Here is an 11,425-nt window from a genome sequence, read left to right as displayed (position 1 = left end):
CTCATAGGCGAGGGGAACAGCCGGGGTGGTGCTCGCGATGATGGGGCGGGTGGGCTTTGCCCGCAGGACAACAGGGCGGACTGGCCGGATGACCTGCGGAACGGCGGCAACGGCCGCAACGGGTCCGGCTCTCGCCGCAGATCGGGCGGCCATCTGCATGGCGGCATTGCGCAGGATCCCGTTCGATAGGGTGCCGATCGAATCGGGAAAGCCACCCGGTGTCCGGGGCGGCAGATCCGTGATCCAGGCGAGCAGCGTTTCGACATCGGTGGCTTTGCCCGGCGACCGGACGAAGTTTTTCGGTTCGGCGGCCGGTACCTTGTCGATAATTGTTAGACGGGTCTCAGTGGTGGTGCCATGGCGGGCGTAGACACGGCCGTCGATCGCCGCGGTAAAGACAATAGTGCCCTGTTGCTGCAGGCCTTCGAAGGCCGGCCGCCATTTGGGGTTTTCCGGACACAGCCCGGTGCCGGTGATGGCGACCAGGCGCCCGCCGGCGCGCATGCGTGCGAATGCGGAAGAGAGATGTCGCCATGCCGCGTCAGTGACGTGGCCGTCGACATTAGCGCCGACGCTGAAGGGTGGATTCATCAGCACGACGGACGGCTCGATGACCGCGTCGAGATGGTCGTCGACATGGGCAGCGTCGTGCCGAGAGACGGAAACCCTTGGAAACAGCAGGCAGAGTAGATCGGCCCGTGTCGCGGCAAGCTCATTGAGGGCGATCGAGGCGCGCGCCATCTCGGCATGGACGGCGAGCAGACCGGTGCCGGCCGAGGGTTCGAGAACGAGGTCACAAGACGCGATCGCCGCGGCGTGCGCCGTGACGAAGGTCAGGGGCAAGGGCGTGGAGAGCTGCTGCATGGCTTGGCTCTCGTCGGACCGTCGCGTATGGGTGGGAAGAAGGTCGGCGATGCGCATGATCATCGCCAGCGTTGCCTGCGGCGAGGTGGACCGGGACAGGATCGCAGGGCCGAACCGGCGCAAGAACAGCACCTGGGCGACTTCGAGCGCCTCATAGGCGTCCTTCCAAACCCAGAACCCTTGCGCATCGCTGCCGCCAAAACTGGTCGTCATGGCGGTGCGCAGTGCGGCGGTGGTGACAGGCTCGCCCTGCTCGAGGAAAGGCAGAAGCAGCATTGCCGCTTGATAGATCGCTTGAGCGTTGTTGATGGAGGCCGGCGTCGGCGCGTCGAGGGGAGCAGCAGTCCGGGCAACGGCCGGTGTGGTCGAAACAATGTTCATGGAAATGCCCTTCGCGCGAGGGGAGAGGCGCCCGCGCCGGCACTCTCTCCGCGCCAGCCGGGCCACACTCCTCCCGGCTCCCCTCTGCCTCTGGCGCCGATGCACCAAAGGGGTTGCGCTCTGCGCAAAGCCATGACTTGAATGCGCGCACAGGGATGCGGCGGCGACCTGGAGCTGTGGAGGTGATGCGACGGTTCAGAATTGGCAGTGCGGTCTACGAGGAGGCAGCGTCTGACCTGCAGGCGGCGCTTGCGAGCGCCTATGCCCGCACCGATCGTCCGCTATGCCTGTGCCGCGAGCCGGGCTGCCCGATGTACATCGCCCGCATCGGCGACCTTCACCTGATCAAGCGCATGCCGTTGAGCGGCGGCGGGCATGATCCATCATGTGATTCCTATGAATCGCCTTACGAACTGTCCGGCCTGGGCGCCTTGATGGGCAGCGCGATACAGCTCGATCCGCAAAACGGCTTGGCGGCCCTCAAGTTGGACTTCAGCCTGTCGAAGACAGGGAGCCGGGCGGCATCCGTGCCTGCGGGGCAAAGTTCCGCCACCGCAACCGCCGATCCCAGGAGGATGTCGCTGCGTGGCCTCCTTCATTATCTCTGGCACGAGGCCGAATTGACGGTCTGGACATCGAGGTGGGCCGGCAAGCGACATTGGTGGAATGTCCGCTGGCATCTGCTCGAGGCTGCAGGGCAAATGACAGTGAGGGGCGGACCCCTCGCGGATATCCTATTCGTGCCCGAGCCGTTTCGGGCCGAGAACAGGCAAGCCATCGAGCAGCGTCGCAACGCGGTTCTCGGCACAGCGCTTCCGCCGAAATCAGGTCCACGAAAGTTGCTCGTCCTGGTCGGCGAGATGAAGGAGATCGTGCCCGCCCGCTCCGGTCAGAAACTCGTCATCAGGCATTTGCCCGGTTTTCCCTTCATCATCGACGATGCATTGCACCGCCGCTTGCAGGCGCGTTTCGAGAAAGAATTGTCCCTGTGGGCAGCGGATTCCAGCTCACATCTCATGACGATCGCGACATTCGGACTGAACCCGGCCGGCCTCGCCATTGTCGAGGAGGTCGCGTTGATGGTGGTGTCCGAGAACTGGATCCCCTACGAGACGGTCCCGGAGAAAAGGCTCGTCGATGGGCTCGCCCGCCTTCGCGAGAAGAGCGTGAAGGGATTGCGCTTTGACCTGCAACCCGACCAGCCGATCGCCAACGCATTGCTTCAGAACAGGCAAGAACCGATAGCGCTGTTTGTCGTTCCGGCCGGAGCGGACGAGAACTACGAAGCGTCGCTCGATGAAATGATCGCCGCGCGACCGGAGATCGGCTCCTGGGTGTGGCGGGTCGGCGAAGGCGACATGCCGCCGCTACCGCCTTGAGTTTCGTGCCGAATTTCCAGCAATGCTTCAGTATGTCTTAAAGGCCCAGCTTCTTCTTGAGCTCGGCATTTTCCTTGCGCAGACGGTCGGCAAGCAGATTCTTGAGGCGCTTGTTTTCTTCTTCGAGCGCGAGCAGGTCCTTCAGGTCGCCGCTGTCTGCCGCGAGCGCTGCAACCTTCTTCCACTGATAATAGGTCTGCTCCGAAATACCGGCCTGACCTGTGGCGCTCTTGATGCTGGCGCCGCCACCAATCGACTTCTCGATCTGGCCGAGCAATTGGCCGCGTTCTTTTACCGAGTAAATCCTGCGCGCCTTGCGAACTGTCGCGGGAGCGTCAGTTGCTGCGGGCGCGGACTTGATGGCTGCCTTTCGCGTCGAATCTTTTGGCTGGGCCTTGGCCGCTTTCGACGCCCTCTTCTTTACTTCAACTGTTTCTGCTTTCGCAGGCACTTCGGTGGCGGTCTGCACTGATTCAGTTCCCCGGGATTCGGCCATAAGGTGCTCCGCTAGCGGTTTATACCCATCCTCAACATCAATGGCTGTCACATCAGAGTCAATAAGCTGACGATCTGGCAGTTTCATCTCCTTCTCAGATTCCCTCGTCGTTTCGGCGACAATTGCGGACAGGTCGACGTCGCCCCAGATCGAGTGGCTCTGCTTGGAATTGCGCCGCTTCTGTTTGACCTCCACGACAAATGGACGGGTCTGATGCTTCATTGTCTCTTCCTTGGTGAGAAACGACTTGGGTCAGTCGATGTGTCGTCGCATCGTGTAGCTACAAATCTATTGGTCCTCGCCCCACATTTCCCGGCGAGCTTTATCGGACAAGGCCATCGACGGGCAAGCGACGTTTGAACCAGTTCGTCTTCTAACAACCGTTTTGACCGCGAGTCCAAGCGAGTTCGTTCGAGCAAGGCATCAAAACATCGATCGTTCGACTTATAAGCGGCGGCCAGCTGGCGTCGTCCGACATTTTGCGCAAGCCGATTGCAATTGCCGTTCTTTTGCGGGCAATTTCTCTTATGGCGGCGGATGAATTGGATGCGGTGGTTTTCCAGATGGCGGTCGAAAGCGTCCGCGCGCTTCCAATCAGCTTCACCGAAAAGGCGGAGAAAATAGCCACCATGAGCCGCGGCGCCCTGCTTTTCGACGTCCGGATCGATGGTGATGCGGCGATACAGCGGGTCGCAGCCATAAGATACCCAAGCGATCAAACGGGCGTTCTGGCTCTAGAGAAGCAAGGGCTCGTGACCCGTCATTGCCTGATAAACGGTGCTTTCTCAAGCTTCATCGGGCCATTGGAGGCCTGGACCAGCCAGCCACTGTCGACGCAAGCAAAGACGGATATCGTAGGCCATGCCAGCCTTTTCATCGGTGCCTTGCGAAATGCGGGTTACATGCGGCTCAGCTAACATTTGCTAAGAATGCATCTGTGGATATTTGCACCCCATTAGCCTGCATGGCACAAAAGCTGTGGGCGGCAATGACGGAGAGAGCGTTGACCAGCGACTTCTCGGCTGCCGGCATCCATCTGGAGCGTGCCTGTCACTATCTCCAGGGCACTGACCACACGAGCGTAGAGGCAAGGCAGGCTCTGGATCTGTTGATCGAGGCCGTCGCGGTGGCCGAATGCTCGCGCCCGGTTGCGGACGTCGTGCCATTCCGAAAGGTTTTGCTGCTGCGCCGCGAGCCGCTGACTAACCACCTTTGATGCCGTCGACATTATCAGTGGTAATGCCGATTTCGTCGATTATATCTGCCTTGCCTGCTGATCGAACCGGGCGGAGAATTCAGCCTTCCCCGCCTCGCGCGACCGTCAGGCAGCTTTCGGGTCGGAACATTTGCAAGCCGTTGGGCCGCTGCCTCGACCGAAGCAAGCGAGGTCGGCGATTGTCGGCGCGCCGGGTGGCGTACGCCGGTGGCGATGCCGATCCGGAGCGCCCATTTCGGCCGAGTAAGCGGAGTGCACCTCGTACGGAGGTTTCGCTGCCGACAAGGGGGCTTACGAACGGTCCGCATCATCTCCTCCCCTGCGTGAGTTTCGGAGAGGTAGCGAGACCGACAAGAGTTCATCGATCTCCTTATCGGAGAGGTTCTCAAGAAGCTTGAGGACAGTGCCTTGCGCACCGGCGTTGACGAGAATGGTGCGCTTGCCTTGGTGTTCTGCCGGCCAGGCATCGGGATCCACATTGCCGGCAATGCCCTTGAAGTCGGGATGCGTCGCGTTCCAGATCGCTTCGAGCTTCTCCTCACGCGTCATGCTGTCGGCGGCCCCTGTTTCATGGGCGATGATGGCTGCGCGCATGGCGTCCGGGCTGCGCTTGTCGGAAAGATCGCAGAAGCCGTGGAACCAGCGTTCACGGGTACGGATCCTGATCGCAAAAAAGACGCTGGTGACGTACCCGGCCTTATATTCGGACATTCCAAACATGCCGGTGCGCATGAAAAGCGGCGGCAAGAGGCCGAGCATGAAATGGTATGTCGAGGCTGTTATCTCGAACCATTCGCCGGCATAGGGAGTGCCCGACAAGGGATCGATGCCGGGCGTATCGCGATGCCTGTCGAACAGCTGAAACATCTGTTCGCGGCTGGCGATCCCGTCGTGGACTTTGCGGAAAGCTGGATGGTCGGTCATGGCTTTGCTTCCAGAATGGCCGAGCCGACCGCTCGCGCGACAAGACGCGGGCAATGGACGATCGGCGGATTGAAGGGAAGTCCGGCGCCCCGTGGAGCCGGAGGTGAAGCTGCATGGTCAGGCTACGGCGCGGAGCCGAGCTGGATGAGTCGATCTAAAGACGGTCGGTCGGTGGCGACAGGGCCAAGGGCCTTTTTGCGACCGCGGCGTATTGCCGGCCCCGCTCAATCGCCGGTTTCATTCGAGTTGGTGCTCGCGCACCAGGACGCCGCGAGCAAGATGTCACCAGTCATAGGCGGGCAGACCGTCCACTTGGTCGGCGTTGCAATCGAACAGGATGTATTCGCAACCTTGCCTGCGCGCCCAGGTCATGACGTCGAAGAGATCGGCGGGAATGGCGTTCTCGCCGGGCCGGAGTTCTCGTCGTGTGCGTAAACGAACCATCCGTATTCGGCATAGAGCCCGCCGGCGCATGGCCAGTCCTTCGCCGGGGTATGGTCAAGCCGTTTCGCGGTGGCTTCCGAAACATGCGCCGTGGAGACAACGACGAACTTGTGGATCTCGAGGTTCTTCATCGGTCGGGCCCTCCGATTTGACATGGCGGCAAGCGCCGCCGAGCGACTTCGCGCCGGCGATATCGCCGGTCATTGGTTGCGAGGGGAAAGGTCAGGCGGCGCGGAACCTGGAGGCGCTCGAATTCTCAGGACCGACGCCTGTGATCGCGTGCACCGTCGCGGCGAGTGCAGGAATGTCGTCAAGCATGGCGAGCGCGACGAAGTGGTTGGGGCCGCCGGTGTAGTCCTCCCGGCTCTTGCACGTCCGGATCATGATACCGTGGCCGGAGGAAAGCCCGAACTGGCCGATCTGGATGTAGACGCGATCGTGGTGCAGGGTGACTTCGCCTGATACAGCCACTCCGGCCTTGTTGGAGCGGATGTCAAAGCTGCCAGGCGAAAGACCAAGCTCGGTGGCGAGCCTCCTCAATCTTGCACGTGCCGTTGTGTGAAAGCGTCTTTTTTGCTGCTCATCATAGGAACAGCTCTTTTCCCACCGGAACATAGGGAATATTCTCCGCGGCGTTCATCGCGATCTTCTGAATGGCGTTCTTTGCCATGGTCAGGTTCTCCATGACGGGCGGCCCGGGGCCTCTCCCCGAACCTCCAAGCCCGTCAGGAACCTCCCCCACCCCCCTCTGCCTCCACGCCTTACGCCGGCGCTGGCTGCCTGCCCCAAGATTTGATGGATCGGGATGATGACGCGCTGCTATGGTTTCGGCTTGCCGATCTCGACGCGACTGAGCCCCTAGGGCCTCCAGCATGCTGGCGTGATAGGCCAGCATGCTGGATCAGTGCCTGCCCGTCGACGGTGATGGCCGTGCTCGTGCTGCGCGTCCGGTCGTGCCGGACATGCAGATCCTCGAATTCCGTCATGGTGGTGTAGATATTGAGAAGAGGCCGGCCGCTCATGTCCTGTGCCTTCCCTCCCCGGACAACCGGTACGGTGTCGATGCCGGCTATGTTCCAGACCTCGGCGCCTGCCGCCGCATTAGGCATTGGCGACAGCCATGCAGCGGGGCGTAGGGAACGCCATGCCAGGGCGCCAGCTCAGGCTTACGGCCGACAGCGACCAGCGGCCCGCCAAGCGTCAGCTGCAGCACGATATCGAACTTGACGGATCTGCTCTCGATGACCAGGAGACCTGCGGCGATACATTGGGCCTTGACGTTGTTGGGTTCCATGGTTTGCTCCGCGACGGGCGGCCGAAAGCCGTTCTTCCGGGATGTGGACCCGCCATGAAAAAGCGCCGTCCTCGTGCTTCGGAGGACGGCGCTGGGATGGGAGCGGCGAACAGGACATGGGGTCGGCGACCAGGTCCTCCTTGTCGGGATCGGTCGATCAGACGGCGAAATCGAGAAGCTTCTTGGCCTTGCCCTCCATCTCCAGGCGGACATCCTGATGCGGCTTGTCGCGCGCGACCCGCGTGATGCCCTGCACGAAGTCGAATATGCTGGTGGCCGGGCGCCCTTCCTCCGAAAGCACGGCATCGATGATCTTGGTCGTCTCGGACTTCGAGAAGCCCCGGTTGCGCAGGAAGCCCTGGCGATCTTCGTCGTCTCGGGCGACGATCCGTTCCCGCGCGGCCTTGATGCCGTTGACGAACGGCATTGGCGACGATTCCGCGAATTGGACCAGCGCCGGCTCGGCTTCCAGGGCGAAACGCGAGGCGGCATATTTGGAATGCCGGATGGTGATTTCCTCGAAATCTTCGACGCCCCATAAATTACGATTCTGGCACACCGCGCGTAGATAGAAGCTGGCAATCCCGAGGGTGCGGGCTCCGACTTCGGAATTCCAGCAGTAAAAGCCGCGGAAATAGAGATCCGGTTCCCCATTTGGCAGCCGCCCGGCCTCGATCGGGTTCAGGTCGTCGACAAGAAACACAAAGACATCGCGGTCGGACGCGTAGAGCGTCGTTGTGTCGTTGGAGATGTCGACGTTCGGATTGTAGATTCCCGTTGACCAGTTGAGCACGCCGGGCACCTTCCAACGCGTGTCGCCCGTGCCGTTGCCGGCGATCTTCTGCACGGCCGCGATCAACTCTTCATCGAAAATCCTGCCGTAGTCCGGACCTGTTACCGCTCGCAGCTCGAGGCGTCCGTTCTCTATCTCCAGCGTCTTCACCTGCTCGCCGCGGTGTTTGAGGAGACCATGTTGAAGGTTGATCGCCGCGAGCGGAGCCGGGAGCTGGCGCAGATAGGTGGCCGGCGCGCCGACCAGGCTGGCGAGTTGGCCAAAACTCCAATGCGTGGGGGCAACTGGGGCAGGCGCATCGGGCAGCATTAGCCTCAGGCGCTCCGGATCGTCGCGGCTGGCCTCGACGCGGATTAGCCCACTTTCGACGATGCGGCTCTTGCTGCGCGCCGACCGGCTCTTCACCGAATTCCGAAGGTCGGTGAGCGACAGGTATCGCTCATCCGCCGGCCGGTTAAACCATTCTGACGACACGCGGCCGATGCGCTGACCGCGGCTGACGTCGACTTTGTAACCGGCACGCTCGTTGCGCTTGGGCGCGTGAATTTCCATCTGGGTCATGGGTGTCGCTCCTCGGCGGGCGCCGGAAGACTCTCTCCCGGACCTTCACCCGCCACCGCGGCCCGCCCGCCCTCTTCCTCTCCCGGCATCCGCGCGCCACTGGATGCGTCGGCCTTGCGGCAGCGGCCGCGTCAAGGCTGGCACCCAGGAAGGAAGGCTCGGGCTTCAGGAAAGCCCGCGACTGGGACCAAGCGCCGCTTCACCTTCCGGATGCGACAGAATTCCGCTGTGCTTTCTTGCGCACCAGGACTGGGACCCATCCGGATTTCAGGTAGCGGCCTGCTGAAATTGGGCAGGCAACTTGTCTTGAGATTGGGCAACTGCCAGTTCTGTTCTGGCCCCAGCCAGAAATGTATAAATTGACCCCACGTGATGATACGCGAAGACCGTGTCATGGTCGGAATTGAGAGTGTAATTGCATGTCGAGCAGGTTCGTCCGACCCGTGGTGGTGCAAGTTGGCCGGCATGACCGTGAGCGCGTCATATTCGATGTGAACGACGCAGCCACGATCCTGCTGCGGAGTTTCCCTCATCAGACGGAGAAGCGAAAACTGGCTATGGATGCATGTCTTCAGGTTCTGCGTGGTGAAGCTCAGCCGCCGGTAGCTAGACGGGCCTTCGTTGTAGCGGCGTTGGAAGCGAAAATCCTACGCAGCGACTGAGGTCCAAATTGATAGTAGCCTCGAGGGCTTCCAAAGTGACTGGGGGAAGCTGAGCTTCACGCCCGTCGCAGCGATGACCGGGATTTGTGCAGCCGAAGCCGAACATCGGGCCCTGCCGTCGTGAGAAACAACCCAACGTTCATCTGCTTGACTCGACAACGGTCAGGAAGACGGCAATATTTAGCGATCGGAGATGGCATATGCGAGATTTGCCGAGCGACATCGATGCTGACGTTGTGATCGAAGTCAGTCGGCTTCTCGATGATGCCGAGGAGCTCTTGCCTTTGCCGGTGCACGAACTGGTCAAACGGATTCGTACGACACTGCAGACCCGCCTTTCCGATCAAGCAATCGAAGAGCTGGTCGTCGAGATGGCGTCGAAACGTGGGTTGCCCATGGTCTTCGACAAGCCTGCAGCATAGTCAATTCTTCCACATCTCTTGCGAAAATATCGGCAAAAGCCGGCGGCGGATTGCCATTCGTCCTTTGAATGGACCGGCAAGAAAGGCAGGCCGAGAAAACGGCCATGGATCAATCTTCCGCCTGCCGGGCTGGCGAAGATAAGCCGTAGGCTTGACAGCTCTCAACCATGGTTCTCATTTCACCGGTGAAGTGGCAACGCGATATTGGACGATTCTGGGCAGCGAGATCGCCCAACCAGAGTCCGGACGTTGTCGCCTCATTTAACCATTTCTCGCGCATGAGAAAAAGGCCGGACCAACGGTCCGGCCAGGTATGAAGGTTAAAACCTCCAGAGGGGAACGCGCCGGACGAATGGGAGGAAACATCCGACGCACCGCGCATATAGGTCAGCAAGGTAACACTTCAACGACATGCCGGTAGGCCACCAGACTTGATCATCTTGGTGCACTGAAGCTTGCGTGCTTGATGCGCTTGCCGAAATCATATGGCTGGCTCAGCCAGCCTTGCTCAGGTTGCCGGCCGACGATTTGCCAGTCCGCCGATCCTGTTCTATCTCATAGTTGACTTTCTGGCCGTCAACGAGCGTCGACAGGCCAGCGCGCTCCACAGCAGAAATATGGACAAAAACGTCCTGTCCACCACCGTCAGGCTGAATGAAGCCAAAGCCCTTGGTCGCGTTGAACCACTTTACCGTTCCGGTCGCCATATAGGTGTTTCCTTGCCGCAGGTGTCTACATGCCCGTTTGGCTGGCCGAAACGGCCGCGGCCGTCAGATAGGATGCGGCAAATGGCGGTAATGGCAAGCCTTTGGCCTGTTTTAAGCGCCGTGGCCACGCGATAGTCCGCAGACCACCGATGCCACCTCGATAATTGAACGATGTCGGGAGCATCCAAGCCACTGACTCGTGACGCCAAAGAGCACACTCACGCCATGACATCATTTACTCCTCCCAGATGCGATGCCGACGCTGAATGCGGTGCACCTCCTCCCGCGGCATCTCTATTCGAGCCCGATGCCACCTTGGGACTTATCGAGGGAACCGTGATGCCGGAGACGCCTACAGGAAGGCTGACGCTCGACCCAAATATGTCTTCGCATGTGCAATATGCAAATTGTGCATTGCAATATGTCAGGCTATCGATATGATCGTGTTGTCGGCCATCTACTCCTCCCAGATGCGATGCCGACGCTGAATGCGGTGCACCTCCTCCCGCGCTGCATTCGAAATCGAGCCCGCTGCCACCTCCTCCCGGCGGCGGGCTTTTTCTTTGTGTGAAGGGCAATGCGGCCCATGGCGAATGCATCGGCCTCTAGGCGAGGCGAATGCTCCGCACTTCCAGGCCTTTCTTGCCCTGCCCGCATTCGACAAACACCTTCTGTCCCTCCACCAGCACACTGAGCCCTGAGCGGGTCAGCGCGGTGGCATGAACGAAGACGTCCTTCTCACCGTTATCGGGTGCAATGAAGCCGAAGCCCTTTTCGGGATTGTACCACTTGACCGTGCCCTCGCTCTCCAGCTGCGCATCCGTCCCGGCGATGGCCCCTCCAGCGAGGCGCGCATGTGAAGGCGTTTTCGCGATCTGATCGCCGATCTCCAGCACTTGCATGACCTGATGACCTCTTGGGCTTTCTTCGACCGTGACCTTAAGACTGGTCCCCTCGGAAACACCGCGGCTCCCGATTGCCTCCAACATTCGGATGTGCAGATAGACCTCCGTGCCATCCGACAGTTTGACGAAGCCAAAACCCTTGCTGGCGTTGAACCACATCACCTCGGCGTCGACAGGGTCTGCAGCCACGGTCGACGGGCGCTGAAAGTAGCTTGGCTCGGAAGCCCGTTCCGGAAAGGAAACCGGGTCATCGTCATGACGATGCCGCCGTGGTTCGCGATGGTCTCGATATTTGCCCATGATCGTCTCGACTGGCATGGAGGGAGCACTGCGCTTCCGTTAGGATAATCTCCATCGGGCGACGCGGTTGTGTCAAA

At 60.6% G+C, this 11,425-nt stretch carries 13 protein-coding genes and 1 pseudogene; 5 read left to right on the top strand and 9 right to left on the bottom strand.

Features of this window, described 5'->3' with window-relative positions:
• Positions 1-1,245: pseudogene (locus J0I79_RS19850) on the bottom strand (methylase); the annotation flags it as partial.
• Positions 1,246-1,430: 185 nt separating this feature from the next.
• Here J0I79_RS19850 and J0I79_RS19845 point away from each other — a divergent pair.
• Positions 1,431-2,624, top strand: coding sequence for a DUF1173 domain-containing protein (locus J0I79_RS19845; RefSeq protein ID WP_292862636.1), 1,194 nt, complete (start codon positions 1,431-1,433; stop codon positions 2,622-2,624).
• 37 nt (positions 2,625-2,661) lie between these two features.
• On the opposite strand, the gene J0I79_RS19840 is transcribed toward J0I79_RS19845, so the two are convergent.
• A complete protein-coding gene (locus J0I79_RS19840; protein ID WP_292862633.1) occupies positions 2,662-3,342 on the bottom strand; it encodes a transposase in 681 nt (226 codons plus the stop codon).
• 257 nt (positions 3,343-3,599) lie between these two features.
• Here J0I79_RS19840 and J0I79_RS19835 point away from each other — a divergent pair, with 257 nt between their 5' ends.
• Together J0I79_RS19835 and J0I79_RS19830 are read left to right on the top strand one after the other, a co-directional pair.
• Complete coding sequence (locus tag J0I79_RS19835) at positions 3,600-4,037, top strand: hypothetical protein (protein ID WP_292862630.1); 438 nt, start codon at positions 3,600-3,602, stop codon at positions 4,035-4,037.
• A gap of 86 nt (positions 4,038-4,123) precedes the next feature.
• Positions 4,124-4,336, top strand: a complete 213-nt coding sequence (locus tag J0I79_RS19830) for a hypothetical protein (protein WP_292862627.1) — start codon at positions 4,124-4,126, stop codon at positions 4,334-4,336.
• Positions 4,337-4,627: 291 nt separating this feature from the next.
• On the opposite strand, the gene J0I79_RS19825 is transcribed toward J0I79_RS19830, so the two are convergent.
• The 5 genes from J0I79_RS19825 to J0I79_RS19805 all read right to left on the bottom strand — a co-directional run bounded on the left by J0I79_RS19825 (position 4,628) and on the right by J0I79_RS19805 (position 8,352).
• Positions 4,628-5,260 (bottom strand): DUF1419 domain-containing protein, encoded by a 633-nt coding sequence (locus J0I79_RS19825; RefSeq protein ID WP_292862624.1) that lies wholly within the window; start codon positions 5,258-5,260, stop codon positions 4,628-4,630.
• Positions 5,261-5,542: 282 nt separating this feature from the next.
• Positions 5,543-5,704 (bottom strand): hypothetical protein, encoded by a 162-nt coding sequence (locus J0I79_RS19820; protein ID WP_292862620.1) that lies wholly within the window; start codon positions 5,702-5,704, stop codon positions 5,543-5,545.
• A 222-nt stretch (positions 5,705-5,926) separates the two neighbouring features.
• On the bottom strand, positions 5,927-6,175 hold the full coding sequence (locus J0I79_RS19815; protein ID WP_292862617.1) for a hypothetical protein: 249 nt from the start codon (positions 6,173-6,175) through the stop codon (positions 5,927-5,929).
• Positions 6,176-6,773: 598 nt separating this feature from the next.
• On the bottom strand, positions 6,774-6,998 hold the full coding sequence (locus tag J0I79_RS19810) for a hypothetical protein (RefSeq protein WP_292862615.1): 225 nt from the start codon (positions 6,996-6,998) through the stop codon (positions 6,774-6,776).
• 157 nt (positions 6,999-7,155) lie between these two features.
• On the bottom strand, positions 7,156-8,352 hold the full coding sequence (locus tag J0I79_RS19805) for a DUF932 domain-containing protein (protein ID WP_292862613.1): 1,197 nt from the start codon (positions 8,350-8,352) through the stop codon (positions 7,156-7,158).
• 419 nt (positions 8,353-8,771) lie between these two features.
• Between J0I79_RS19805 and J0I79_RS19800 the strand changes: the two genes are divergently transcribed.
• Complete coding sequence (locus J0I79_RS19800; protein WP_292862610.1) at positions 8,772-9,014, top strand: DUF982 domain-containing protein; 243 nt, start codon at positions 8,772-8,774, stop codon at positions 9,012-9,014.
• 200 nt (positions 9,015-9,214) lie between these two features.
• A complete protein-coding gene (locus tag J0I79_RS19795) occupies positions 9,215-9,436 on the top strand; it encodes a hypothetical protein (RefSeq protein ID WP_292862607.1) in 222 nt (73 codons plus the stop codon).
• 494 nt (positions 9,437-9,930) lie between these two features.
• Here J0I79_RS19795 and J0I79_RS19790 read toward each other — a convergent pair whose 3' ends face one another.
• Positions 9,931-10,143 (bottom strand): cold-shock protein, encoded by a 213-nt coding sequence (locus tag J0I79_RS19790; RefSeq protein ID WP_292862605.1) that lies wholly within the window; start codon positions 10,141-10,143, stop codon positions 9,931-9,933.
• Positions 10,144-10,748: 605 nt separating this feature from the next.
• Positions 10,749-11,348, bottom strand: coding sequence for a cold-shock protein (locus J0I79_RS19785; protein WP_292862602.1), 600 nt, complete (start codon positions 11,346-11,348; stop codon positions 10,749-10,751).
• Positions 11,349-11,425: the final 77 nt, after the last annotated feature.

It is taken from the genome of Mesorhizobium sp. (genome assembly GCF_017306585.1).
GTDB lineage: Bacteria > Pseudomonadota > Alphaproteobacteria > Rhizobiales > Rhizobiaceae > Mesorhizobium.
The sequence above is the reverse complement of the archived record's forward strand: the minus strand, read 5'-3'. Positions and strand labels throughout refer to the sequence as shown.

Excerpts from the sequence above, each read along its gene's own strand:
- J0I79_RS19845 (WP_292862636.1), top strand. The coding sequence starts at position 1,431 with ATGCGACGGTTCAGAATTGGCAGTGCGGTCTACGAGGAGGCAGCGTCT.
- J0I79_RS19820 (WP_292862620.1), bottom strand. The coding sequence starts at position 5,704 with ATGGTTCGTTTACGCACACGACGAGAACTCCGGCCCGGCGAGAACGCC.
- J0I79_RS19805 (WP_292862613.1), bottom strand. The coding sequence starts at position 8,352 with ATGACCCAGATGGAAATTCACGCGCCCAAGCGCAACGAGCGTGCCGGT.
- J0I79_RS19825 (WP_292862624.1), bottom strand. The coding sequence starts at position 5,260 with ATGACCGACCATCCAGCTTTCCGCAAAGTCCACGACGGGATCGCCAGC.
- J0I79_RS19800 (WP_292862610.1), top strand. The coding sequence starts at position 8,772 with ATGTCGAGCAGGTTCGTCCGACCCGTGGTGGTGCAAGTTGGCCGGCAT.
- J0I79_RS19795 (WP_292862607.1), top strand. The coding sequence starts at position 9,215 with ATGCGAGATTTGCCGAGCGACATCGATGCTGACGTTGTGATCGAAGTC.
- J0I79_RS19840 (WP_292862633.1), bottom strand. The coding sequence starts at position 3,342 with ATGAAGCATCAGACCCGTCCATTTGTCGTGGAGGTCAAACAGAAGCGG.
- J0I79_RS19790 (WP_292862605.1), bottom strand. The coding sequence starts at position 10,143 with ATGGCGACCGGAACGGTAAAGTGGTTCAACGCGACCAAGGGCTTTGGC.
- J0I79_RS19810 (WP_292862615.1), bottom strand. The coding sequence starts at position 6,998 with ATGGAACCCAACAACGTCAAGGCCCAATGTATCGCCGCAGGTCTCCTG.
- J0I79_RS19785 (WP_292862602.1), bottom strand. The coding sequence starts at position 11,348 with ATGGGCAAATATCGAGACCATCGCGAACCACGGCGGCATCGTCATGAC.